Below are 24,093 nucleotides of genomic sequence, written 5' to 3' on the forward strand. Positions count from 1 at the left end.
GGGTTCACATGTCCTATTTGAAACTGGCAATCAAGGGTACGAGCTGGTCGCTTGCGCAGGTGCTCGTCGAGCGGCTGACGCAGACCGTGGTGTTTCTGATTGCGGCAGCCTTGCTCGGACCGCATGAGTTTGGTGTCGCAGCGCTTTCAACCGCGCCGGCCGTGATCATCGCGTCCACCCTGCAGTCCGGAAGCCAGGTGGTGATACAGCGGCGATTGCTCGACGATGACTTCGTCAATTCGGTCTTCGGTCTCTTCCTTCTGCTTGGCCTTTGCGGCTCGGCGCTACTGTTGATAGCGAGCGCCCTTCTCCGCCACCTGGAAACCTTCTCCGGCCTCAATGCCATGGTTGCCGTGACGTCGATCGCTCCCCTTGTCGCAGCGCTGGCGGTCGTGCCGGAAGGGCTGCTTGCGCGCGATTTTGCCTACAAGGTACTGGCGGTCCGAAAGTCGGCCGGGTTGCTTGTTGGTGGGGTTGTCTGCTGCGCGCTTGCGTTTTCGGGGTTCGGCGCCTGGAGCATCGTTGCAGTCGTCGTGATAACGCCGATCGTTGCGGCGATGGTCAGTGTTGTGGCGGCTCGCTGGAAGCCAACGGCCATGCCGACGCTGATCTCGATGCGGTCGACGCTGAATTTCTCGTTCGCCGTAATCGGAATGTCGGCAGTCACGCAGATCAACGTGCGCTCTGCCGATGTGGTGGTCGGTTTGGTCGCGACACCGACAGCGACGGGTGTTTTTCGGCTATCACGCACGGTGCTTGATCTCGCATCAAGCCTGTTTCTCAATCCGATCAACAACATCCTGCTGCCAATCTTTTCGAGGATGGGTGAGGATCGTGACCGGATGATAAGCACGATGTGGCGGTCATGCGCGGTAACAGGCCTTGTTGCCGCGATACCCTTTGTCGCTTCCGCGTTTTCAGCGCCCTATGTCGCATTTATGTTTTTTGGAGACAGGTGGCCACAACTGCCCGAAACGATAACACTGATGCTGGTGGCGCTACCGTTCATTGCGGTTGTCGTGCCAGTGCAAACCTTCCTGGTTGCAACAGGACACCCAAGCTTGGCATTCCTGAACAATGTTTACCAGGCACTTGCTGATGTCGCGATGATTGCAGTCGGAGCATATTTCGGGATTTTTTGGGCAGCAGCGATGTTCAGCCTGAGATTCTCTCTGACAGCGTTGTTTATTCTCCTGGCCGTGCAGAAACGATTCAGTGAGATCAACGCGTTTGATGGGATCAAAACAACATTTCCGGCGCTTGTCGCGATTGCGATCGTATCAACCCTGACCGGGTTTCTATGGCTATGGCAGCTCGATCTCAAACACTTATCAGTCGCTGTATCATTTAGCGTTACGGCCTCTCTGGCATACGCATTGATATGCGCGTTCGTATTTCACGATCGTATCCGGCCAGTTTTTGAGATCTGGAAGGCGCGGCGCGTTCGTGCGCCGACTGCTGCCTGATCTAAAGCCCGGCTGTCTCGCAGGCTGGCCTTCGTCTCGAGGTCCTGGGGAAGGTTGGTGGTCTGATACGGTATCATCGTAACCGTCGGGGCGTCCGACCTGATCGATCAGGACATCGCGCCGGTGGCTGACGAGTGCGACCCTAGTTTACCATTGGTTAGCAACAAAGGTCGGGCGGTCGTCGGATGGCCCGATCTTGACCCAGATCCTAGGGCTGTTCTGCGATTGCATCATGATCCAGGTCAGGTCAGTCTTCTTCCACGGCTTGATTTCAGAGAACCGGTTGTCCAGCACCAGGTCGCCGGCGGATGTCTTTGCAACCAGCACCGCATGTCCCTCTCCGGACCGCGTTCTTGCCACAGCCATTCTCAGCGATCCGGAAGGCCAGCCTAGGGAGATGAGGTGTTTGCGCTTCGTGAGCGCGTAATCTTCGCAATCGCCTGACGCCACATCAATGCTCCACTCGTCGGAGCCGTCGGCATCATTGACGGGACGGACGGTGCGATTGATGCCTGAATTCACCGAAAGCAGTTGCGCCTTGCGATCATCAGTCAGTTCGACGATGCCGTCGCCGCCGGTATCGGCGCACTGCTCCTGATTGCTACGGCAGAATTTCGCAAAAGCGTAAGGTGCAAGCGCAAAACCACTTTCCTGGATGCGCTGCATTGAGCCTCTCACATCCCGCAGAATGCCGGCAGGGCCAGCCGCCATCGTTACCGATGGAACTGCGAAAAACGCCAGAGTCATGACTATCGAATGCAGTTTCATGGCACGTCTCCATGTGGAATGGAGAGAAATTTACCTGCATTCGTTGTATATCACGTTTTGAGAAAGTGTAAGATTTTAATCGTCGTGCAGGTTAAGTTTTTCTGTTTAAGAACTACTGCAAATATAGATTTGCTGATGGTTCAAGGAACTGCTGCCATCAGGGCAATAAAAAAGGCCGGAGCGAATACACGCACCGACCTCCCTGCATTGCTCTCAGCCACTGCGCCAGTACATCCGTGGTCGCCGACGAAAACAATGTTGTAGTCAACATATGGTAGCTCGATCCAGATATTCAACAGGAAATCGGGATCAAAAATAGGGGCAGCGGCTCAATGCGCTGCCCCTCATCACCTCAAAAGGCTAGACGCCCTCAGTAAGGCGAGTTGCACTGTGCGCGAACGCCGGCACGTGGCACGTAGCTGTTATCCGATGCACGGTAGCTACGGTAGCGGTCGGCACACCACTGGACGTGAGCACGGGTACCTGCGCGGGCCGGGCGACTTGTCACGGCACCGCCGATGATTGCGCCAGCGCCGAATGCTGCGAGGGGATACCAGAAACCATCGGAATGGCGGCGATAGCCCGGACGGCGATCACGGTATCCACGGTGGCCCTGGTGCCACCCGCGACGATCACGCATTTCCCGGCGTTCGCGCATGTCACGACGATACTGGACATGTTCGACATCGGATACCTGAGGCGACTTCACCATCGGCAGGGGTGCCGCAGTCGCCGGGACAAGCGAGGTGAGGCCCAGTGCCACCGCAAGCGACGACGCGGTCAGAAACTTCGTAACAATATGCATATTAGTTCTCCGTGTTATGGAGAGACAACACATTGACGCAACAGGGAGTTCCCTCATCACGCGAGAGTGAGGCCCGCGTTACAGGTGTTCCCAACCTTGAGCGATCGCGACAACGGGAACAGCGGCCAATACATCGTTTAAATCTTAAATAAGCATTCTCCGCTATTTCTGATTGTTCAGAGCGTGCGGAGCATCCCATGGGCTTTTACGGCAACCCCTTCGGCTACGAGTATCAGTTCCCAAACAGGCTTACGCCGTCCCTCGACAAGGACGTCGTCAGCGTGGTTGACACCACCGCGGTTGCCGCGCTTACCGTCAATACAAAGTCGCTGTTCCAGCTGAAACTGCAGGACAACTCGATCCGCTTCGAGTTTACCCAGTATGCCTTGTGGACCTCTGGTTACAAGCCGACTTCAAGCGATACCGCCAGCGCTGTGCACTTCAACGGGCCGGTGTTTACCGATATCAACAACAACCTGTCTCCGATCGTCGGCGTCTCGATCAAGAGCAATATTGCCGGCCTCGACAGCCGGGACGTTTCGTTCGACTACAACAAGATTGCGATCGACTTTACCGGCATCAAGGCGGGTCCGACGTCGTACATCACAGTGTCCGTGACCTTCAATGAACCCAAGATCGGGGGTGACGGCAACGACGTGCTGAACGGATCGCGTTACGCAGACATCATGTCCGGCGGCAAGGGCGACGACAAGCTGATGAGCAGCGCCGGCGCCGACAAGATGGACGGTGGTGCCGGAACCGATACCGTTTCCTACGCCAATGGCACAACCGCAGTGGTTGCCAGCCTCGCCGCGCCGGAGGGCAATACGAACAATGCCAAGGGCGATACCTATACGTCGATCGAAAACCTCATCGGGTCGCAATACCGCGATGTGCTGACGGGCGACCAGGGCGCGAACGTCCTTTCCGGCGGCCTTTCGAACGATCGCCTGACAGGCGGCGAAGGCGCGGACAGTTTCGTGTTCGACACGCGACTGAACAAGAAGGGCAATGTGGATACGATCACGGATTTCTCCGTCGCGGATGACACGATCTGGCTCGACACGGATATATTCACAAAGGCCGGCACGGTTGGGGATCTCGCATCGGATGCATTCCATAGCGGCACCGCGGCCAGCGACGCATCCGACCGGATCATCTACGACAAGGCGGCCGGTCGTCTCTACTACGACGCCGATGGAACCGGGAAATACGGGCAGATGCTGTTTGCCATCGTCGACAAGGGCCTCAACATCACCGCAGCAGACTTCGACATCATCGCCTGACCGTATCCGGCACGAGGGTGCTTACGCCGCCTGCTGGACGAAATGGCCCGGCGAGACCTCGAGATAGGTGCGCTTCGGCGCCACGTAATCGAGCGGCCTCACGGGGCTCTTAATCTCTTCGGACAGTGGCGGCGGCGTCTCACCGCGGCGTGAGGGGTCGGGAACCGGCACGGCCGAGATCAGCCGGCGGGTATAGGCGTGCTGCGGATTGTCGAAAATCGCCGCACGCGGCCCGATCTCCACGATCTCTCCAAGGAACATGACAGCGACCCGGTGGCTCATGCGCTCCACGACCGCCATGTCGTGGGAGATGAACAGATAGGCCAGACCGTGCTTTTCCTGAAGCTCGAGCAGCAGGTTGGAGACCTGCGCCTTGACCGTGACGTCGAGGGCCGAGACGGCTTCGTCGGCGACGATGAATTTCGGCTCCAGTGCCAGAGCACGCGCGATCGAGATGCGCTGGCGCTGACCGCCGGAAAACTCATGCGGATGGCGATCGGCCATTGCCGCCGAAAGCCCGACCTGTTCCAGCAGTTCTGAAACCCGCGCCTTTGCCTCGCGCTTGCCCATCATTTTATGCGCAAGGATAGGTTCGGCAATGGCCGAACCGACGGTGATGCGCGGATTGAGCGAGGCAAACGGATCCTGAAAGATCATCTGCGAATTGCGACGCATGGTGCGCAGATCGCGCGTGCCGGCCTTTGTCACATCCTGGCCGTCGATGACGATCGAGCCGGCGGATGGATTGAGCAGACGAATGATTGCGCGTCCGGTCGTCGACTTGCCGCAACCGGATTCACCGACCAGCGACAGTGTTTCACCGGAGCGCAGATCGAAGGATACGTCTTCCACGGCATGGACGCGACCATTGGGCAGGTCGAAACGGACCGCAAGATTCTCGACCTTGAGGATTGGTGCGACGGACTGGGAAACCGGTTTCATTTCGCGGCCGTCGGTCGCCACGCCCGTCGCAGGATCGACTTCGGGAAAACGCTTGGGCGCCAGGCACGCGCCCATCGCGCCGAGGCGCGGGATCGAGGCGAGCAGCGACTTCGTGTAGATCGCCTTCGGGCTTGCAAAGATCTCGGTGGTCGGACCGGTCTCGATCATGTCGCCGCGGAACATCACGACGGTGCGGTCGGCGATCTCGGCCACCACGCCCATGTCGTGGGTGATGAACAGCACACCCATGTTTTCCTCGCGCTGCAACTCGCGCAGCAGGTGGAGGATCTCGGCCTGGATCGTCACATCGAGTGCCGTCGTCGGTTCGTCGGCGATCAGCAGTTTCGGACGGCAGGCAAGCGCCATGGCAATCATCACGCGCTGGCGCATGCCGCCGGAGAACTTGTGCGGATATTCGTGCAGCCGTGCCTTGGCGGCCGGGATGCGCACCCGTTCCATCAGCCGCACGGTTTCGGCCTCAGCTTGGCTCCACGACAGGCCGCGATGCAGGACCAGCGCTTCGGCAATCTGGTTGCCGATGGTGAAGACCGGGTTGAGCGAGGTCATCGGCTCCTGGAAGATCATGCCGATCGATCCACCGCGGACTTTGCGCATTTCGGATTCGCTTGCGGCCAGCAGGTCCTTACCGTCGAGCAGGATTCGGCCCTCTGTGCGTGAGCGTCCGGGCGGCAGGAGCCGCATGGTGGAGAGCGCCGTGACGCTTTTGCCAGACCCGCTTTCGCCAACGATCGCCACCGTCTCGCCGGCATCGACGGACAGGCTGATGCTGCGGATGACGGCCTTCCAGCCTTCCGGCGTCTTGAAGGAGGTCGTCAGGTTTTCGACTGACAGAACCGGCCGGGTCGTTTTCACTGTGTCGGTCATGATTAGCTTTCTTTCGCCAGCCGTGGATCGACGAGATCGCGCAGGCCATCCCCCAACAATTGCAGGGAGAGAACCGAAAACACGATGGCGAGGCCCGGAAACACCATCAGCCACGGAGCGTTGTTCATGTATTCGCGACCTGAAGCGAGCATCGTGCCCCAGGTCGGCATGTCAGTGGAAACACCGACGCCGAGGAAAGAGAGGCTCGCTTCCGCCAGCATCGCCGAGGCGAACACGAAGGTTGCCTGCACGAGAATGGGCGATGCGAGGTTGAGGAGAACGTGGCGGAGCAGGATCTGCCATGTCGGCAGGCCCATGGCGACGGCCGCCTCGATATAGGGCAGTTCGCGCAACACCAGCGTCGAGCCGCGGATGATGCGGGCAAGACGCGGCGCGTAGGTGATGCCGAGCGCCAGGATGACGGTCGTCAGCGACGGACCGAGTGCTGCGACCAGTGCGATCGCGAGCAGGATATCCGGAAACGACATCATCGCATCGAGCAGGCGCGAGATCGGTGCATCGAGCTTGCGGAAGAAGCCGGCGGCAACACCCAGGATGACGCCGAGCACCGTGGAGATGGCGACCACGCCGAGGCTGACCAGCAGCGAAATCCGCCCTGCGAAGATGGCGCGCGAAAAGATGTCGCGGCCGAATTCGTCCGTGCCGAAGAAATTCGCCATCGACGGCGGCTTCAGCTTGTTGACGATCGACAGTTTGTTCGGCGCGTAAGGCGCGACCCAGGGCGCAAGCAATGCTGCCGCGACAACGACCACGAGAATGATGGCGCCGGCAAGCATCGCGCGGTTTCCGAACAGGCGGCGAAGGCTTGACGCGAAGGGCATGGAAACGGAGGCCATGGTGTTCATAGGCGCACCCGCGGATCAACGATGATGTAGAGCATGTCGACGATGAAGTTGATGAGAACGTAGATGGCGGCAACGACGAGCAGCGCACCCTGGATGACCGGATAATCACGCCGCAACACGGCTGACACGACAAGGTTGCCGACGCCGGGAAGACCGAACACGGTTTCCGTCACGACAGCACCCGCGACCAGCATGGCGACCGACAGACCGATGACGGTGATGATCGGGATCAGCGCGTTCTTCAAGGCGTGCTTGAGGATAACGCGGCCTTCGCCCGCTCCCTTGGCGCGCGCCGTGCGCACATAATCGTCGCCGAGCACATCGAGCATTGCGGCGCGGGTGAAGCGGGTGATCAGCGCCGAGTTGACGACGCCGAGTGCCACGGCCGGCAGGACGAGGTGATGCAGCCGCTCGAAAAACGGCGTGCCCGGACCGCCGTAGCCGGAGGCCGGGAACCAGCCCTGCCCGACCGCGAAGATCTGGATCAGCATCAGGCCCAGCCAGAAGCTCGGCACGCTTGCGGCAACCATGGTCAGCGTCACGACGACCTGATCGAAGATCGTGCCGCGCTTGACGGCGGAGAGAATGCCGACGGGAAGCGCGATGGCAACCGCGATCAGGATCGAGAACAGCGTGAGGAAAAAGGTTGGCTCCGCACGCGCGGCAAGTGCAGTCGTGACCGGCTGGTTCAAGAAGATGGACTGACCGAGATCGCCTTTCAGAATGCCCAGCACGAACTGGCCGTACTGGACGAGCATGGGCGCATCGAGGCCCATGCGGGTGCGCAGCTGCGCGATGTCTTCCGGGGTCGCATCCGACCCCAGCATGACAGCGGCAGGATCGCCAGGCGTCACGCGAACGATGATGAAGACCACCGTCACGACGAGGGCGAGCACGATGGCCATGCCCCCCAGCCGTTTCAAAAGTGCCTGTGCGATCCTTGCCATAGCCAGTCCCTAGTTATCCAGCTTACTTCTTCGGGCTCACGTTCCAGAAATGCGGCCAGTAGGTCGGCTCATAACCGGAAACGCCGTTGGCGAGACCCGAAACACCATTGAAGTTGCCGACCTTGTAGAGCGGCGCATCGTCGTAGATGACCGTCTGGATGGCGTCCCAGGCCGTCTTCTTGGCATCATCGGTCGTGGCGTCCATGTAGGCCGCAACGGCCTTGGTCTTCTGGTCGGAGACGTACCAGCCCGGATAGGTGTCGGTGATCGTGTTGATCGTCGTCGGATCGCCCGGGAAGTTGGAGTGGGTGATGAAGATATCCCACTGCTTGGCGTCGGCACGACGGGTCGTCAGCGTTGCCCAGTCGACCACCTGCAGATCGACCTTGAAGCCTGCAGCTTCCAGATAGGCCTTGGCGACTTCGCCGATCTTGTAATGGAATTCATACTGGCGGCTGGTCATCAGGCGCAGCGGCTGGCCATCGTAACCGGCAGCCTTGAGCAGCTTGGCAGCTGCTTCCGGATCGCCTTCGCCGTAACGGGCAACGCCCGCTTCGGTGTGCCAGAAGGAGCCTTCCGGGAAGATCGAGGCATCAACGCTGAAGAAGCGGTCATCGGAGAAAGCGGCGAGCATCATGTCCGACGCGTTGAGCGCTGCCTGAACGGCCTGACGGAGTTCCTTCTTGACCAGAAGGCCTTCCTTCATGTTCATGTTCATTGATGCCCAGCCTGCATTCTTGAAGATGACGGGCTTGGCGTTGCTGCTCTTTTCGACGCGCTCATAGGCGCTGACCGGCAGCGAGTCGGCGAAATCGAACTGGCCGGAGATCAGGCCTTCGACGCGGGTATTAGCGTCTGGAACCGGCACGAAGCGGATTTCCTTGGCGATCGCCTCGCGCTTGCCGGCATAATTGCTCGGCGTGCCCTCGGGCGACTTGTAGCCGTCGAAACGGACGAGCTGGGTATACTGGTCGGGCTTGCGTTCCTTCAGCGAATAAGGACCCGTGCCGACGAATTCGGTCAGCGTATCGGCGATCTTTTCGGATGGCAAGATGACCGACGCCTGCGACAGGGTCGCGAGCAGCGGCGCATAGCGCGACTTCAGCTTGATGACGACGGCATGGTCGCCATCTTCCGCGATGCTTTCGACGACGCCGGCAACCTGCTTGCCCTTGGAATTGATCGTCATCCAGCGCTTCAGCGAGGCGGTGACGTCCTTGGCATCGAAGTCGCTGCCATCGTGAAACTTCACGCCTTCGCGCAGCGGGATCTTGTAGGTAAGACCATCTTCCGAAAGCGTCGGCATGGCAGCGGCCAGAAGCGGCACGGACTTCCACTCGGCGTCGTAGGTGTAGAGCGTTTCGAAAATGTGCTGGTCGATCGTCAGCACGATATCGGTCGGCGTCTGCATCACGTCGAGCGACGGCGGCTCGCCGATCGTCGCAACCGTCAGCACGCCGTCGCCTGCCTGGGCGTTCGCCTTTGTCAGCGCCAGGCTGCTGGTGCCGGCCAAAGCCGCCAGCGTCATGAGAACAAGTGCACTCTTTTTCATTGTCATCCCCTTGTTGTCTTCAGTGGTCAAATCCCGGCCGGCTTTCCTGTCCGGTCGAAAAATTCAGGCATCCAGTCCCAGCGGATCGGCGACGCGCGGCCATATTTCGAGGCTCGCCTTGCGATAGGGCGTCGTTGCGGGATTGGTCGGGTAACAGGTCGGCGCGGCGATATAGACGATCTCAGACGAGACCGGCTGGAAGCCCGCGTGAAAATGGTTGGTCGACTTGACGAGCAGATAGGATTTCGCCGCGAAATCGATGCCCTGATTGGCAAAGATGTCGGGCTGGTAGGTCTGGGTGCGGCTGGTGATCAGCACGATATCGATACGGGTGCCGACCGGGCGCACGACGGCGGTGCTGCCGAGCGTGACGCGGCTGTTGCGAAAGCTCTGCCAGCCCGCATCGAATACGCTTTGCACCGTGACGCGCAGATCAAGCGGTTCACCGCCTTCCGGACCGGATTTTCCACCAATGCGCAGGCTGAGTTCCGCGCCCTCTCCTGCCGCCTGGCAGAAGGTGACGGCAATCGGATCCCAGATGGTCGCAACGGCGAAATCATCCATGCCGCGTTCCATCATCCGGCGCAGGATGAAGGTCGCATCACCCGCCACGCCGCCGCCGGGATTGTCCCAGACATCGGCGATCGTCACCGGCAATCCGGGATGCGAGGCGCGGATCAACACGGCCTTGTCGAGGCCCGCTTCGGTATCGAGCATGGGCATCGCAGTCTGCCGGCGCAGGCTGTAGAGCTCGCGCCCCAGGGAGGCCGCCAGCGCATCGCCCTTGGCCTTGTCGTTGTCCGTCACGACGACGATGCGGGTGCCCATGTCGGGCAGGTCGCCGGCCATGAAGCCATGGATGACCGAGGCCGACAGGATGCCGTCCTTGCCTTCCATTGCCTGCATGCGATCGACGAAGGAGCGCATCGGCTCGCGGCTGGTCGGGAAGATCGTGATCATCCGGCAGTCGAATGTGGAGATGACCGGCTTGATCTTGCCCTTCAAGGCCTGCAGCGCCAGCTCGATCACGTGTTCGCCGCGCTGTTCGAAATCCGTATGGGGGAATTCGAGGAAGGCAGCCATGATATCGAGATTGGCGACACGCAGCGCCGTCAGGTGACTGTGCGGATCGAATTCGGCGGCAACCAGAACATCCGGGCCGACAATCTGCCGGACACGGGCCAGAAAATCGCCTTCGGGATCGTCATAGCCCTGCGCGGCCATTGCACCGTGAAGACCGAGCACGACGCCATCGACGGGAAGCGCTTCCGTCAGTTCGGAGAGGATCAGGTCGCGCAGCGCCTCATAGGTCTGGCGCTGGATCAGGCCGGCGGGCTCTGCCCAGCAGGACGTGCCCTCGATCACGGTAAAACCTTCGGCCCGGCCTCGGCGGCGCAGAATTGGCACGACGGACGAGCACAGCGTCGGCGTATCCGGATGCTCTCCGGGCCCGGCGAAGAACGCCGCCTTGAAGGCGTTCATATCCGTCGGAACGGGAGAAAATGTGTTGGTCTCGGTCGCCAGCGAGGCGGTGAAGATGCGCATATGTCTTATCCGGATAGGTCCAACGGCATCAGGCTCCCGTCATGGTCACCGAGCGCCAGCACCCCTATTGCATGAATTTTGTCGATCGCCGGAGCAGGCATGCCACGCTCCGGAAAACCTCAGTCCCGTTTCTCGTTCAGTTCGCCCATTCACCATTTTGGTGTAATTTATTTTCTTCATAATGCGTCAAACCCGGCTGAAGTCAACGAATTTCCAGAACTCGCACCAATTTGTGTAATTTATTTTCTACAGATCTGAATTCGGGGAAATTTTCACCTTCATGGCATTTCGCGCTGCGAACATGAAAAAGGGCGCCCGAAACAGGCGCCCGATTTTCATTCGCTCGGAGGAAATCGATCCGTCAGCTACCAGACGGTGCCGCGGGCATCGACGTTTTCGACCCGCGTGACGATGCCGTCCCGATGAAACACCATCCGGTCGAACAGGTTAGTGACGACGCAGGTGTGGTTCGGCACGACCTTCACGATCTGACCGATCTCCGCAAACGGCACTGCACAGCCCGAGAGATCGACCACCGCATGTTCTTCCGACAGCGAGACGATCCGCGCGCCCTCGAAGCCGACGAGTGAACCGTAATCCGAAAAGCCGAGCAGATCGGAGGTCAGCGCCTTCGAGCCGCAGTCGAGCACCGCCCGGTCAGGCGCCGGCTTCGAAACGACCGTTGCGAGGATATTCATGGCCAGATCGTCTGGCCTGCAGTGACCGGCGCGCACCATGCTGCGGTCGTTATAGACATAGGTGCCGGCCCGATGTTCGGTGGCGGAGGGCACCAGATGCGCCGAAAAGAGATCCGGCGAACCGCCGCTGGACCGCACCGGGCATTCGATGCCCTTTTCCGACAGAAGCGACATGGTGGTCGCCATGAACTCCTCGACGGCCTCTGCGCCACCGATGGCCGGGTAGGTCATGATGCCACCGAAGCGCAGGCCGGGCGCCGCCGCAATCTTCTCAGCGAGAGCCACCGCCTGTTCCGGCGTCTGCACGCCGCAGCGTTTTGCGCCCGTATCGCATTCGATCAGGACGGTCAGCGGGCGATCGGCATCGAACGTTGCAGACAGGCCCGACACGGTCGTTTCACTATCTGCGACGACGGCAAGCTTTGACAAGCGCGCATTCAGCGCCTTCAGCCGCGCAAGTTTCACCGGTCCGAGGATATTGTAGGTGATCAGGATGTCGTCGAAACCGGCATCGGCGAACACTTCGGCTTCGGTGACCTTCTGGCAATTGAGGCCGACGGCGCCGGCTTCGATCTGCTGGCGGGCGACGGCTGCGATCTTGTGGGTCTTGATATGCGGTCGGAACGCCTTGCCCTGCGCATCGCAGTAACCCTGCACCCGCGCAATATTGGCGGCAAGCCGATCCTCGTCGATCACAGGCATCGGCGTTGCGATCTGATCGAGCGGCGTGCCGGGTTCAGGCCAGGGATAGTTCATGATGTAAACCTCTGTGGGCATGGCTGGTTTCGTTGATGCTTGCCCGCTTTGTGCTATCAGGGCAAGAACTGGTGAAATTCATTTTCACGATCGTGACGTGCTTCGTTTGTGCGACCAGTTTCGAGGAAGATACCTGATGGACCTGTTTCACGCGCTTTCCGATGAAGACGGCAGGCTCTCGAGCCTGGAGACGAAACTGGCGCAGTTCGCGCTCGCCAATGTCGATTTCGTGGTCAATTCGTCGATCAGCGATCTGGCCGAGCGTGCCGGGGTTTCGCCGCCGACCGTGACAAGGTTCTGCCGCCGGCTGGGTTGCCAGGGCTATTCCGATTTCAAGGTGCAGCTGGCCAAGATGGCCTATGTCGGCCTGCGCTATCTGAAACCGGAAGCGCCGACCGCGACGGTGGAAGAGGTGGCCCAGGACATCATCTCGAAAGCCCAGAACGCGCTTTTCGACCTGCACCGGCAGCTCGATCTCGCCGCGATCGAGAAGGCGGCGCAGATGCTGCGCGGCGCCGACTTCATCCAGGCATTCGGTGCCAGCGGCAATTCCGCGATGGTCGTCAACGAGCTGCACAATCGCCTCTTTCGTCTCGGCTGCCGCATCAATGCATCGAACGACCACAACATGAACCTGATGATCTCGGCGGCGACCCAGCCTGGCACGGTCGTGTTCGGATCGTCCTATACCGGCCGCGACATGGGTCTCGTGCAATGCCTCAAGCTGCTGCGTCAACATGGCATTCCCACCATCGTGATGACGCAGCGGGGCTCGCCTGTCGCCGATGCGGCCGACCTGACGATCGCCATCGACATGCAGGAGGGCAAGAACATCTTCCGCCCCACCTCGACCCGCTTTGCCTATCTCGCTGCGATCGACATCCTCGCCAACATGGTCGCCTATGCCGACCGCAACATTGCGCTCAAGGCGCTGCGCAGCATCAAGGAAGAACTGGTGCGCAACCGCGACGGCGACGACCGCCAGCTTCTCGGCGACTGACGGTCGTCATTGACACAATCAGTCGATCGGCTTGTAGGCGATCACGTCCATCTCGACCTTGGCATCGACCATCAGCGGCGACTGGACCGTCGAGCGTGCCGGCGGATGATCGATGAAGTGCTTCTGGAACACGGCGTTAAAGCTGGAGAAGTCACGGGCATCGTCGAGCCAGACGTTGACCTTCACGACGTCGGCGAGCGTGCAGTCCGCAAGCGCCAGCACGTCTTTGATATTGGCAACGACCTGTTCGGTCTGGGCCACGATGCCACCGGTCACCACTTCGCCATCCACCGTCGGCACCTGTCCGGAGACATAAACGAAATCGCCGGCGCGGACCGCCTTGGCAAATGGACGTCGCTGGCCGCCCGCCTGGGCATCCGCAGCAGCGAGACGTTCGATCTTCTTCTGGCTCACGAGGCTCTCCGTAATTTATTTTCACCGATCACGGGTCTAGCACTGCCGAGATGCGGATTTCCAGCACCTCGGGGGAATACGAGAAAATTATTTACGGTAGTTGAAACTGCTCGGATATCAGCGACGCCTTGCCGAAGACGCGCGCGAACCGGTCGGCGCCGTCGTATGGCGCTTCTCCAAGCGCTTCTCGACGACATGTGCCGGCTCCGGCCGGCCAAAGGCAAAACCTTGCAACAGGTCAACGCCAAGACTTGCCAGCACGTCCGCATGGCCGAGCGTTTCGACGCCCTCGGCGACGACTTCCATGTCCAGCGTCCGGGCGATATCGACCAGTGCGGCGACCAGGCGCTGCTGGGGCAGGCCATCCAGCATGGGCAGGATGAGCTGCCGATCAATCTTGACGCGGTCCGGGCGAAGCTTGATCAACCCGAGCAGTGAGGCATGACCCGAACCGAGATCGTCGATCTCGATTTCGATCCCAAGCGACCGGATGGCATCGATATTGGCTCTAATCTCCGGTGTGAGCTCATCGAGGAAGATCGTCTCGACCAGTTCGAAACTCACCTGGCCTGCTGGGATATCGAGACGCTTGAGCTTTTCCTCGAGATCAGGATCGGAGAGGCGGGAGGCCGACATGTTGACGGACACGCGCGGCAGAGCAAATCCCTCGGCTTGCCATCGCCTCAAGTCGGCAAGGACGAGGCGCAGCATGATTTCGTCGATTTCGTCGATCAACCCGTTCGTCACCGCAGTCGGCAAAAATGCGCCGGGCGGCTTCAACTCTTCTCCATGTTTCCACCGCACCAGCGCTTCGAGGCCCTTGATCGCGCGGGTCCGGGCATCGACCTGTACCTGGTAGAACGGCACGAAATTGCCGTTGGTGATGGCGCTGCGCAGCTCGTAGAGGATGTGTTTCTCAGCGATCGATGCGGCTGCCATGGCGGGCGAGAACCATTCGGCGCGGTTGCGTCCGTTTCTCTTGGCCTCATAGAGCGCGAGATCGGAACAGGCGAGCAGTCCGGTGACATCCGACGCCGAGGTTTGCGCCACGCCCATCGAACAGGTGACAACGACATTCTTGCCGTTGAGAAGAACGGGTGATTGTAGCTCGGCGCGGATTTCGGCGACGATCTTCTCCATCGCGTTGAGGCCGCGGTCCATCGAAACGATGGCGAATTCGTCACCCCCCAGCCGCGCCACGATATCTCCCGGGCGGCTTGCCTGCTTCAGGATCGACGCGACATGGGCGATGACCACATCTCCACAGGCGTGGCCATATCGGTCGTTGATTTCCTTAAAGTTATCGACGTCGAGATGGCACAGCGACACGAAGTCCAGCTCACCCCGTTTTGCAAGGCTGGCACATATCGCGTCGAAGCTGCGGCGGTTGAGAAGTCCGGTCAGGTGGTCGTGGTCAGCAGCATAGCGCGCTTCGGCGCGGCTCTGGTCTGCGGCTTCCCGCTCTTCCGCCAGTTGATGGCTTCGCATCACATCGTCGGTGACATCCCATTCCGCGCCGACGAAGCATGGCTCACCATTCCCGTCGATGAAGAACTTTGCGCGTGAGCGAAGGTGGCGAATGGAACCATCCTGGCGGATGATCCTGAACTGCGACGCATAGTCTTCGCGGTTTTCGATTGCCTTTTCGAAGTGCGCATTGGCGGCATCTCGGTCGTCTGGGTGGACGCATTCGAGCCACACCACATCCGTCGGTCCCTTCGGGACACCGTAGAGCTCCTGTAGCTGCTCATCCCACCGGGTCTGGTTCTTGCGCAGATTGTGCTGCCAGATGCCGATGCCGGAAGCCTCCAAAGCAACATTCAACTGGCGCAGGAGGTCGTCCAGTTCGTTGTTCGTCCAGATGCGTTTGTTTTCCATGGCTTGCTCTGCCGACATCAGTGGCGACGACAATAACAGCCATTACTTAGCGAATACTAAAACAATGTGCACGTGTTATTATGAGGGAGCTCTACCCTTTAAACACCGGCGATCCGCGTCAGCGAGATAGCTCAGGCCGTTCGCGACCGCCGAGCAACGCCGATTCGGCGATCAACCGAACATCGGGAACTTGGAACGTATGTTTTCGATGTAATACTGTCCTGGCGACCGGGACCCTGCCAATTGCTGGAACACCTGCACGGGTACCGTCTCGAATTCGCGAATTTGCCCGTTTTTCATGAACAGCCGGAGACGCTCTGCACTTTCATCATAAGCAGCAGCATCGAAGAGAGATGAGTTTAGCTCTGCTTGCATAATCGCACTCCTTGAACGGAGACAATAATGCAGTGCAGCATAAAAATTGCAAGAAAATTTAAGCTTAATTAAGTAATCGAGATGCTCACGCTCTCTTCGTTGCTTTCACATGAAATTCGGAGGAACTAGCAATTTCCGAGCCCTACTTTTGAGGCTGATCCCGATCCACCTCAAAACAATCCAGGCAGCTTGGCGGTCGTCTCATGGTCGCCTGAGGCCTCGAAATCAGAGAGGCGAACGAATTCTGCGCCTCTGTTTTTCAGATCAACCAGTGCACGAGCGACCCCCTCGCCGGCGGCATGAGTCGGCTGGTTGATGTGTGAAATCACCACATCGCCATCCTTGGCAGCAGCAATCCGCTTTTCGGCAGCCGCGGCCCCGAGGAGCGAGCCATCATCGCCGTTCAGCGAATAGCCGGCGATCTTGAAACCCATGGCCCGGATCTCCCGGATGGCCGAGAGATCATATTTTGCCGTCGCGCCGCGAAACCAGTGCGGTCTCGGAAGACCGGCTGCAAGCATGGCGTCGGCTCCTCTCCCCACCTCGCGGCCGACAGCTTCAGGCGAGCCTGCGGACGGTATGCCATAGATCGCGACCGGAATATCGACTGCGGGAATGTGGTTCTCGCCGTGATTTTCCAGCTCGAAGAGATCGCTGTTTTCACGCAGAACAGCGACGGTTTCCGGATTGTGCTTCAGCCACCGTGACGTGACGAAGATCGTTGCGGGAATTCTTTCACGAACCAGCGTGGTCAGAATACGCTCGTCGGCCTTGCCCATGCAGGCATCGAAGGTAAGGGCAACACGGATGTGTTTCGCATTTCCCGCAGGCGCCACCGTCAGACGCGGTTCGACCAGTTTCTGAACCGCCAGAGTGTCTGCCTTCGCCAAAGGCGCAAGACAGCAAAGGAGGATTGCGGCGGTGGACAAGAGGCGCATGGTCAGTTTCCGCAGGATCGGGTTGTTCCAGGATCCCGCTTTTAATCCCCTGCACGCCATTCGACCATGCGCATTCTCACGTATCAGCAATGCGGCCGCATCACTGCATCATGCTTGCGCTCAGAAGCTCGCCGACGCGAGCCGGGTGCGGATCGCACGGATGCTTTCCGGACGGCGATCGCCCAGTTCCCGTTCCCAGCGGATTGCGGTTTCGACGATCAGGTCGAGATCGTCGTGGCGCGGGGTCCATTCAAGAAGGCGCCGGGCGAGCGTCGCATTGGCGACGACGCTTGCTGCATCGCCCGGGCGACGCGGGCCGTAGTTGATGTCGAACCCGCGGGCTCCGGCTTTCTTGACCGCTTCGAGCACTTCCAGCACCGAATAGCCGCGCCCATAACCGCAATTGGCAATCAGCGGTTCGCCGCCACGACGCAGATAGCTCAGTGCCTTCAAGTGCGCTTCGACCAGATCGGTCACATGTATGTAGTCGCGCACACCGGTACCATCGGCTGTCGGATAATCGGTGCCATAGACATCGACGCCGCGGCGCTTGCCGAGAGCCGCCTCGCAGGCAATCTTGATGAGATGCGTCGCACCTTCCGTGGAAAGACCGGTGCGCCCAAGCGGATCAGCACCGGCGACGTTGAAGTAGCGCAGCGCGACGAAGCGGAAATCATGGGCTGCAGCCGCATCGCGCAGCATCAGTTCGGACATCAGCTTGGATTGACCGTAGGGGTTTTTCGGCAGCGTCGGCGCGCTTTCCAGAACCGGCGTATCATCCTTCTGATCGCCGTAGACGGCGGCGGTGGACGAGAAGACAAAATGCTTGATGCCCGCTTCGACGGCGGCTGCCGCCAGGAAGCGGGTCTTGCCGGTATTGTTCTCGTAATAATCCAGCGGATGCGCGACCGATTGTGGCACGACGATCGAGCCTGCGAAATGCAGGATGGCGTCGATGTCATTTTCAGCAAAGATCTGCTTGAGGATGATGGAATCGCCGACATCACCCAGATAGAAGCGCGCCTCGTCCGGAACCGCCCAGCGAAAGCCTGTCGACAGCCGGTCGAGCACGACGACATCCTCGCCAGCGTCGAGCAGCGCCCAGACCATGTGACTTCCGATATACCCTGCACCACCCGTGACCAGAACAGCCATTTTCTCGCCCCTGCTTTTTTCTTTCGCAGAGAGAAACACGGCCGTTCTTCAGCAAACCTTACCACCGGGCGGGGCCGCCGGGTTTAACGCGGAACACGGAAAACACGGCGTTCAGGCGATCGATAAAATTTTACAGACCGCCCTCTTTGCGGTGATGGAGCGGGGTTAGAGGCGCTTGATATAGTCCGCCAACCGACCGGCGGCTTCTTCGACATGGGCCGAATTGCGCAGAAAACAGGCCCGCAGAAACAGTTCGCCACCCTCTCCGAAGGCAGAACCGGGCGCCAGCGCCACGCCGATCTTGTCGACGATGTCCATTGCCGTCAGGCGGCTGTCGGTTACGCCATCCACCTTGAGGAAGGCGTAGATCGCACCATCGGGTTTCAGCGTCTGCACGCGGTTGGTGGCGATCAGCGCATCGCAGAGGATATCGCGACCGGCCACGGCGCGGGCCACGTTCTCGTTGACGAAGGCATCGCCTTCGTTGAGCGCCACCACCGCGCCGCGCTGCATGAACTGGGCGACGCCCGAGTTGGAATACTGGATGAGGTTTTCGATCACCTGCCCCATTTCCGGCGGAGCCACCAGCCAGCCCATGCGCCAGCCGGTCATCGACCAATTCTTGGAGAAGGAATTTGCGAAGATGATCCGATCGCCCTCTTCCATGATGTCGAGGAAGGACGGAGCCCTTGCCGCACCACCGTAGTAGTAACGGGCATAGATCTCGTCGGCGATGATCCAGATCCCATGTTTGCGGGCGAGCGTCAGAATGTCTCGGAGATCATCAAGCGTTGCCGTCCAGCCGGTCGGGTTGGCGGGCGTATTGATAAAAAGGCCACGTGTCTTTGGTGTGATCGCAGCGTCCAGCGTGTCGAGATCGAGAGACCAGCCGCCGCCGGTAAAGGCAAGCGGCAGGCCGATGGCGGAAGCGCCGGAAATCTCGATCGCGGAGATGATGTTCGGCCAGGTCGGCGAGAGGTAGATCAGTTCATCGCCCGGCGAGGCGATCGCCTGCACGGCCATCATGATCGCGTGCATGCCGGAGCCGGTGACATAGAAATGCTCTGACGACAGCGTCTTTGAAAAATGCCGCGTGTAATAGTCTGACAGTGCCTGGCGCAGTTCGGGAATTCCGCGCTGCCAAGTATAGAAGGTCTCACCGCCCAGAAGCGCGCTCGATGCCGCCTGATTGATGAAATCCGGGCTCGGCAGGTCGCCCTCGCCTGCCCATAGCGGGATCAGGTCGCGGCGGCCACCGGCGCGGGCGTGATTGATGATCTCGACAATACCGCTTTCGGGAGTGGAGACGGCCCGCGGGCTGAGACTTGCAATGATCGACATGGTTCCTGAACATTTCCCTATGCTTTCATTCTGTTTAGCGCAGAGAACTCGGAAAATCCCATGACAATCCGTGGATCGGCGATCGTTTTTCTTGATGGATCGCCGATCTGTTGACGCGGTTGGATTACCGGATCGGGTTACCCGTCTTCAGAATATCGCGGATTTCCGACAGCAGCTGGATATCGGCCGGCGGCGGGGCCGGTGTGGCATCCGCAGGCTTCTTTTCTTCCATGGCGCGGAGCTTGTTCACGCCCTTGACCATGAGGAAGATGATGAAGGCGAGGATGAGAAAGTTGATCGCGACCGTGATGAAGCTGCCATAGGCGAAGACGGCGCCCTGCTTGCGGGCTTCTTCCAGCGAGGGCGCTGTGACCGCACTCGACAGCGCCACGAAGTAGTTGGAAAAGTCGAAGCCACCGCCTGTCACGGCACCTACGACCGGCATGACGAGATCGTTGACCAGTGATGTGACGATGCCGGTAAAGGCGCCGCCGATGATGATGCCGACGGCGAGATCGACGACATTGCCCTTGGCGATAAAGGAACGGAATTCGGAAACAACGGACATAGCATTACCCCTGCTGCTCGGGTTGTTGATCCGCCCCAACATAGTGCATCACCACTTGCTGAAAAGGTGAAAAAGACAGAGACTTAAAGATGACCAGGCATTGGACTTTTTGCCAATGCCGCGGCGATTTGCAAACCCTTGCTTTTGACCTAATCTCATCCGCGTCGCGGCATTGCGGGGAGGAGACATGCTTTCGGGCTGGGTGATCATCGTCGCCGCTTTCGCCTATATCCTGCTGCTGTTTGCGGTCGCGAGTTATGGCGACCGGAGAAGTCGCGTCGTGGGCGTGCCGAAGATCGGCCGGCCCGTGGTCTACGCGCTCAGCCTGGCGATCTACTGCACCTCGTGGACCTATTTCGGTGGCGTGGGTCTGGCTTCCCGTCGCGGGATTGAATTCCTCGGCATCTATATCGGCCCGATCCTGATGCTGACGTTGGGCATGCCGCTGATCCGACGCATCGTTGAACTCGCGAAAGCCGAGAAACTGACCTCCGTCGCCGACTTCGTCGCTGCCCGCTATGGCAAGAATTCGACTGTCGCGATGATCGTCGCCATCATCGCGCTGGTGGCCTCCGTGCCTTATATCGCGTTGCAACTCAAAGCCGTGTCGAGTTCGGTCGCCGTGATGGTCAATCCCTCCGACTACGGGATTGGCAGCGGCAACCTGCATTTCATCGATCTGGCCCTGATCGTGACACTGCTGATGGCCGGTTTCGCCATCATGTTCGGCACACGCCATACGGATGCGACGGAGCATCAGGACGGTCTGATCCTGGCAGTGGCGATGGAATCCGTCGTCAAGGTCTTCGCCTTTGCAACCGTTGGGCTGACGGTGCTGTTCGTGCTGTTCGACGGTCCTGCAGACCTGATGGCCAAGGCTGCCGACAACCTCCTGATCACCTCGGCACTGTCCTACGAAACGCCGCTCAGCCGCTGGCTGATTTTGATACTGCTCTCGGCCTTCGCCATCCTGCTTCTGCCTCGGCAGTTCCATGTGACGGTCGTGGAAAACCGCACGGACCGGGAACGCAAGGTCGCTTCGTTTCTGCTGCCGATCTATCTCGTCGCGATCAACCTGTTCGTCCTACCGGTGGCGATTGCCGGACTGGTCACGTTCGGTGGAACCGGCAATGCCGACCTCTACATTCTCACGCTTCCGCTCCACGGCAATCTGCCGGTCGTGACGCTGATCACCTTCATCGGCGGCTTTTCCGCCGCAACCGCGATGGTGATCGTCGAATCCGTCGCACTGTCGATCATGGTGTCGAACGACATCATCATTCCTGTCTTCCTGCGCCGCAAGCTGATGGCGGCACGCTCGGCGCATGGGGGTCGTGCCGATTTCACCCGTGCACTTCTCAATATCCGACGGCTCGCGATCTTCGCCGTGCTGCTTCTCGGCTACGGCTATTACCGCATGGCGGACACCCAGTCGGGTCTTGCCTCGATCGGCCTTCTGGCGTTTGCGGCGATCGCGCAGGTGGCACCCGCGCTGTTCGGCGGGCTGATCTGGCGCCGGGCCAATGCCCGAGGCGCAATCCTTGGCATGTGCCTCGGGTTTGCGGCCTGGGCCTATCTACTGTTCGTGCCGAGCCTCGGCGGACCGGACAATTCCCACATCGCCGCGGCCGTGCTGAATTTCCTGATCCCCGGCACCGGCATATTCTCCGGTCCCGAAACCGATCCGCTCGTCAACGCGACGATCTTCAGTCTGGCGCTCAACATGCTGGCCTTCGTGCTCGGCTCTCTGTCCCGCAATCCACGGCCCGTGGAGCGTTTGCAGGCCGGGATTTTCGTCAAGCGGCATCTGCGCTCGGAGTTTGCGACCCGCGGCTGGAAGACCCGTGTCAGCGTGGGAGACCTCAAGGCGACGATTGCGCGCTATCTCGGCGAGGAGCGCATGCAGCGTTCGTTTTCCCACTATGAGCGCACCGCAGGACGCCGTTTCGAGGACGACCAGCCGGCCGATATGGCGCTGGTGCATTTCTCCGAACAGCTGCTGGGCAGCGCGATCGGTTCTTCCTCGGCACGGCTTGTCTTGTCGCTGATCTTGCAGAAGGCCGAGGATGCAAGCGCCGATACCGCCTTCCTGCTCGATCAGGCGAGCGAAGCCCTGCAGTATAATCAGGACATGCTGCAGACGGCGCTTTCGCAGATGGACCAGGGAATTGCCGTGTTCGACAGTGCCGACCGACTGACGATCTGGAACCGGCGTTTTCGCCATCTTCTCGACCTTCCCGACCAGGTCGGCCAGGTCGGATTTCCGCTCTCAGATATCGTGGCGATGCTTTCGGACCGCGGTGACATTCCTGCAGACGAACAGGCGGATGTGGTCAACCGGTTCAAGACGCTGGATGCGTCGTTCTCGCTTGTCGTTGCAAGCGGCGAGCGGATCATCGAAGTGCGCACCAACCCGATGCCGGATAGCGGCATCGTTGCAACCTTCACCGATATTTCCGACCGTGTTGCGGCGGCAAAGGCGCTGAAACAGGCGAATGAAACGCTCGAACAGCGGGTGACAGAGCGCACCTCAGAGCTAACCCGCGTCAACCATGCACTGGGCCAGGCGCGTGCCGAGGCCGAGGAAGCCAATATCGGCAAGACACGTTTCTTTGCCGCTGCCGGCCACGATATCCTGCAACCGCTCAATGCCGCGCGGCTGTACTCATCCGCACTGGTCGAGCGCATGACGCCTGCCGACCGCAACGGTCCGCTGGTGCGCAACATCGATTCCGCGCTCGAATCGGTTGAGGCGATCCTTGGGGCGGTACTGGATATTTCGCGGCTCGACACCGGCGCAATGAAGCCGCAGCTTGAAACCATCGCCCTCGACGACCTGTTGCGCCGAATCGCGACCGACTATGAGCCGATGGCGCGCGAGAAGAACCTGACCTTCGTGGTGATGCCGACCTCACTCAGGGTTCGCTCCGACGCCAATCTCCTGCGCCGGCTGGTGCAGAATCTGGTGTCCAATGCGATCAAATACACAATCAGCGGCAAGGTTCTGGTCGGCGCGCGGCGGCATGGCGGGCGAGTATCGATCGAAGTGCACGACTCCGGCATCGGCATTCCGGCAGCCCAGTTCGAGACCGTGTTCAAGGAATTCGCAAGGCTCGACGAAGGGGCGAAAACCGCAACCGGTCTCGGCCTCGGTCTTTCCATCGTCGACCGTATTTCGCGCGTGCTCGACCACCCCGTGCAGCTTGCATCGAGGCCCGGTCGCGGAACCATCTTCAGGGTGGATCTGCCGCTCGACGCATCGGTCGCGCGACCGGCGAAAGCCTCCGAGCGGCCTGAACGGCGCAAACGCTCGCAGCCGCTGACCGGGCTGAGGGTTCTGTGCATCGACAACGAGCCGAAGATTCTGGAGGGGATGGCGCTGTTGATTACGGGTTGGGGTTGCACGGTCAGGGAAGCGCAGTCCATCACAGCGCTGGACGAAATCACCCGTTCGGGTGAGCCGGCGCCGGATATCATTATCGCCGATTATCATCTCGATGACGGCGACGGGATCGCGGCGATCCAGTCGCTGCGTGCCGCTTACGAGGCCGATGTTGCGGCCCTGCTCATCACCGCCGATCGGTCCGCGGATGTGCGCAACGAGGCTGAGAAACACGGCATTTCACTGCAGCACAAGCCGGTGCGACCGGCGGCGCTGCGCGCTTACCTCACCCAGATCGCCGGTCTGCGGCGTCTCGCGGCGGAATGACGCAAACTGCTTAAAAAGCTGTTCATCGAATAGTCATCACAGACTGTTTACGGTTGAAATGTCTGAACGTCAGATACAAAGCGAGTGTCGCTCGGAACTCTCCGGCGCGTCGCGACGTTTAGGCGCGTGACTTCCCGGCCCGGAGAGGCCTTACGGACCGAAAGGCACGAGGCCATCGGAACCGGTAGAGACGGAGACC

General features: G+C 60.1%; 19 protein-coding genes. 4 read left to right on the forward strand and 15 right to left on the reverse strand.

Annotated elements, in window-relative coordinates; all coding sequences use genetic code 11:
- The first annotated feature begins 8 nt into the window (after nucleotides 1-8).
- Complete coding sequence (locus ASG19_RS04110) at nucleotides 9-1,466, forward strand: oligosaccharide flippase family protein (protein WP_062453868.1); 1,458 nt, start codon at nucleotides 9-11, stop codon at nucleotides 1,464-1,466.
- Between the two features lie 147 nt (nucleotides 1,467-1,613).
- Here the strand turns inward: ASG19_RS04110 and ASG19_RS04115 are convergent, their stop codons facing one another.
- Both ASG19_RS04115 and ASG19_RS04120 read right to left on the reverse strand, forming a co-directional pair.
- Nucleotides 1,614-2,132 carry a transglutaminase-like cysteine peptidase gene (locus ASG19_RS04115; RefSeq protein ID WP_062454880.1) on the reverse strand — a complete coding sequence of 173 codons (519 nt, stop codon included), beginning with the start codon at nucleotides 2,130-2,132 and terminating at the stop codon, nucleotides 1,614-1,616.
- Nucleotides 2,133-2,604: 472 nt separating this feature from the next.
- The gene (locus ASG19_RS04120; protein ID WP_062453869.1) at nucleotides 2,605-3,039 is read right to left on the reverse strand and encodes a BA14K family protein; all 435 of its coding nucleotides are present in this window, start codon (nucleotides 3,037-3,039) and stop codon (nucleotides 2,605-2,607) included.
- Between the two features lie 197 nt (nucleotides 3,040-3,236).
- Here ASG19_RS04120 and ASG19_RS04125 point away from each other — a divergent pair, with 197 nt between their 5' ends.
- Complete coding sequence (locus ASG19_RS04125) at nucleotides 3,237-4,325, forward strand: calcium-binding protein (protein WP_062453870.1); 1,089 nt, start codon at nucleotides 3,237-3,239, stop codon at nucleotides 4,323-4,325.
- Nucleotides 4,326-4,346: 21 nt separating this feature from the next.
- Here ASG19_RS04125 and ASG19_RS04130 read toward each other — a convergent pair whose 3' ends face one another.
- From ASG19_RS04130 to ASG19_RS04155, 6 genes are all read right to left on the reverse strand, one after another.
- The gene (locus tag ASG19_RS04130) at nucleotides 4,347-6,152 is read right to left on the reverse strand and encodes an ABC transporter ATP-binding protein (RefSeq protein ID WP_062453871.1); all 1,806 of its coding nucleotides are present in this window, start codon (nucleotides 6,150-6,152) and stop codon (nucleotides 4,347-4,349) included.
- Nucleotides 6,153-6,154: 2 nt separating this feature from the next.
- Nucleotides 6,155-7,018 (reverse strand): ABC transporter permease, encoded by an 864-nt coding sequence (locus tag ASG19_RS04135; RefSeq protein WP_062453872.1) that lies wholly within the window; start codon nucleotides 7,016-7,018, stop codon nucleotides 6,155-6,157.
- The gene (locus ASG19_RS04140) at nucleotides 7,015-7,956 is read right to left on the reverse strand and encodes an ABC transporter permease (RefSeq protein ID WP_062454882.1); all 942 of its coding nucleotides are present in this window, start codon (nucleotides 7,954-7,956) and stop codon (nucleotides 7,015-7,017) included. Before ASG19_RS04140 ends, ASG19_RS04135 begins: the two co-directional genes overlap by 4 nt.
- Before the next feature lie 31 nt (nucleotides 7,957-7,987).
- On the reverse strand, nucleotides 7,988-9,517 hold the full coding sequence (locus tag ASG19_RS04145) for an ABC transporter substrate-binding protein (RefSeq protein ID WP_082476241.1): 1,530 nt from the start codon (nucleotides 9,515-9,517) through the stop codon (nucleotides 7,988-7,990).
- Between the two features lie 63 nt (nucleotides 9,518-9,580).
- Nucleotides 9,581-11,062, reverse strand: coding sequence for a M81 family metallopeptidase (locus ASG19_RS04150; RefSeq protein WP_062453873.1), 1,482 nt, complete (start codon nucleotides 11,060-11,062; stop codon nucleotides 9,581-9,583).
- A 365-nt stretch (nucleotides 11,063-11,427) separates the two neighbouring features.
- Complete coding sequence (locus ASG19_RS04155) at nucleotides 11,428-12,516, reverse strand: D-TA family PLP-dependent enzyme (RefSeq protein WP_062454887.1); 1,089 nt, start codon at nucleotides 12,514-12,516, stop codon at nucleotides 11,428-11,430.
- Between the two features lie 136 nt (nucleotides 12,517-12,652).
- Between ASG19_RS04155 and ASG19_RS04160 the strand changes: the two genes are divergently transcribed.
- Nucleotides 12,653-13,516, forward strand: coding sequence for a MurR/RpiR family transcriptional regulator (locus tag ASG19_RS04160; RefSeq protein ID WP_062453874.1), 864 nt, complete (start codon nucleotides 12,653-12,655; stop codon nucleotides 13,514-13,516).
- Between the two features lie 18 nt (nucleotides 13,517-13,534).
- Here the strand turns inward: ASG19_RS04160 and ASG19_RS04165 are convergent, their stop codons facing one another.
- The 7 genes from ASG19_RS04165 to mscL form a co-directional block, all read right to left on the reverse strand.
- The gene (locus tag ASG19_RS04165) at nucleotides 13,535-13,930 is read right to left on the reverse strand and encodes a RidA family protein (RefSeq protein WP_082476182.1); all 396 of its coding nucleotides are present in this window, start codon (nucleotides 13,928-13,930) and stop codon (nucleotides 13,535-13,537) included.
- Nucleotides 13,931-14,047: 117 nt separating this feature from the next.
- The gene (locus ASG19_RS04170) at nucleotides 14,048-15,808 is read right to left on the reverse strand and encodes a GGDEF domain-containing phosphodiesterase (protein WP_162237961.1); all 1,761 of its coding nucleotides are present in this window, start codon (nucleotides 15,806-15,808) and stop codon (nucleotides 14,048-14,050) included.
- 171 nt (nucleotides 15,809-15,979) lie between these two features.
- On the reverse strand, nucleotides 15,980-16,183 hold the full coding sequence (locus tag ASG19_RS04175) for a KTSC domain-containing protein (RefSeq protein WP_062453876.1): 204 nt from the start codon (nucleotides 16,181-16,183) through the stop codon (nucleotides 15,980-15,982).
- A gap of 170 nt (nucleotides 16,184-16,353) precedes the next feature.
- Nucleotides 16,354-17,121 (reverse strand): polysaccharide deacetylase family protein, encoded by a 768-nt coding sequence (locus tag ASG19_RS04180; protein ID WP_062453877.1) that lies wholly within the window; start codon nucleotides 17,119-17,121, stop codon nucleotides 16,354-16,356.
- 120 nt (nucleotides 17,122-17,241) lie between these two features.
- Nucleotides 17,242-18,276: a UDP-glucose 4-epimerase GalE gene (gene galE / locus ASG19_RS04185; RefSeq protein WP_062453878.1), complete on the reverse strand. Its 1,035-nt coding sequence runs from the start codon at nucleotides 18,274-18,276 to the stop codon at nucleotides 17,242-17,244.
- A 165-nt stretch (nucleotides 18,277-18,441) separates the two neighbouring features.
- Nucleotides 18,442-19,617 (reverse strand): pyridoxal phosphate-dependent aminotransferase, encoded by a 1,176-nt coding sequence (locus tag ASG19_RS04190; RefSeq protein ID WP_062453879.1) that lies wholly within the window; start codon nucleotides 19,615-19,617, stop codon nucleotides 18,442-18,444.
- Nucleotides 19,618-19,741: 124 nt separating this feature from the next.
- Complete coding sequence (gene mscL / locus ASG19_RS04195; protein WP_062453880.1) at nucleotides 19,742-20,185, reverse strand: large conductance mechanosensitive channel protein MscL; 444 nt, start codon at nucleotides 20,183-20,185, stop codon at nucleotides 19,742-19,744.
- A gap of 187 nt (nucleotides 20,186-20,372) precedes the next feature.
- Here mscL and ASG19_RS04200 point away from each other — a divergent pair, with 187 nt between their 5' ends.
- A complete protein-coding gene (locus tag ASG19_RS04200; protein WP_062453881.1) occupies nucleotides 20,373-23,894 on the forward strand; it encodes a PAS domain-containing hybrid sensor histidine kinase/response regulator in 3,522 nt (1,173 codons plus the stop codon).
- Nucleotides 23,895-24,093: the final 199 nt, after the last annotated feature.

It is taken from the genome of Rhizobium sp. Leaf306 (assembly GCF_001423425.1).
Classification (GTDB): domain Bacteria; phylum Pseudomonadota; class Alphaproteobacteria; order Rhizobiales; family Rhizobiaceae; genus Neorhizobium; species Neorhizobium soli.

What these genes read in the sequence shown, in the direction of transcription:
- ASG19_RS04110 (WP_062453868.1), top strand. Translation starts at nt 9, where the DNA reads ATGTCCTATTTGAAACTGGCAATCAAGGGTACGAGCTGGTCGCTTGCG.
- ASG19_RS04115 (WP_062454880.1), bottom strand. Translation starts at nt 2,132, where the DNA reads ATGCAGCGCATCCAGGAAAGTGGTTTTGCGCTTGCACCTTACGCTTTT.
- ASG19_RS04120 (WP_062453869.1), bottom strand. Translation starts at nt 3,039, where the DNA reads ATGCATATTGTTACGAAGTTTCTGACCGCGTCGTCGCTTGCGGTGGCA.
- ASG19_RS04125 (WP_062453870.1), top strand. Translation starts at nt 3,237, where the DNA reads ATGGGCTTTTACGGCAACCCCTTCGGCTACGAGTATCAGTTCCCAAAC.
- ASG19_RS04130 (WP_062453871.1), bottom strand. Translation starts at nt 6,152, where the DNA reads ATGACCGACACAGTGAAAACGACCCGGCCGGTTCTGTCAGTCGAAAAC.
- ASG19_RS04135 (WP_062453872.1), bottom strand. Translation starts at nt 7,018, where the DNA reads ATGAACACCATGGCCTCCGTTTCCATGCCCTTCGCGTCAAGCCTTCGC.
- ASG19_RS04145 (WP_082476241.1), bottom strand. Translation starts at nt 9,517, where the DNA reads ATGAAAAAGAGTGCACTTGTTCTCATGACGCTGGCGGCTTTGGCCGGC.
- ASG19_RS04150 (WP_062453873.1), bottom strand. Translation starts at nt 11,062, where the DNA reads ATGCGCATCTTCACCGCCTCGCTGGCGACCGAGACCAACACATTTTCT.
- ASG19_RS04155 (WP_062454887.1), bottom strand. Translation starts at nt 12,516, where the DNA reads ATGAACTATCCCTGGCCTGAACCCGGCACGCCGCTCGATCAGATCGCA.
- ASG19_RS04160 (WP_062453874.1), top strand. Translation starts at nt 12,653, where the DNA reads ATGGACCTGTTTCACGCGCTTTCCGATGAAGACGGCAGGCTCTCGAGC.
- ASG19_RS04170 (WP_162237961.1), bottom strand. Translation starts at nt 15,808, where the DNA reads ATGGAAAACAAACGCATCTGGACGAACAACGAACTGGACGACCTCCTG.
- ASG19_RS04175 (WP_062453876.1), bottom strand. Translation starts at nt 16,183, where the DNA reads ATGCAAGCAGAGCTAAACTCATCTCTCTTCGATGCTGCTGCTTATGAT.
- ASG19_RS04180 (WP_062453877.1), bottom strand. Translation starts at nt 17,121, where the DNA reads ATGCGCCTCTTGTCCACCGCCGCAATCCTCCTTTGCTGTCTTGCGCCT.
- galE (WP_062453878.1), bottom strand. Translation starts at nt 18,276, where the DNA reads ATGGCTGTTCTGGTCACGGGTGGTGCAGGGTATATCGGAAGTCACATG.
- ASG19_RS04190 (WP_062453879.1), bottom strand. Translation starts at nt 19,617, where the DNA reads ATGTCGATCATTGCAAGTCTCAGCCCGCGGGCCGTCTCCACTCCCGAA.
- mscL (WP_062453880.1), bottom strand. Translation starts at nt 20,185, where the DNA reads ATGTCCGTTGTTTCCGAATTCCGTTCCTTTATCGCCAAGGGCAATGTC.
- ASG19_RS04200 (WP_062453881.1), top strand. Translation starts at nt 20,373, where the DNA reads ATGCTTTCGGGCTGGGTGATCATCGTCGCCGCTTTCGCCTATATCCTG.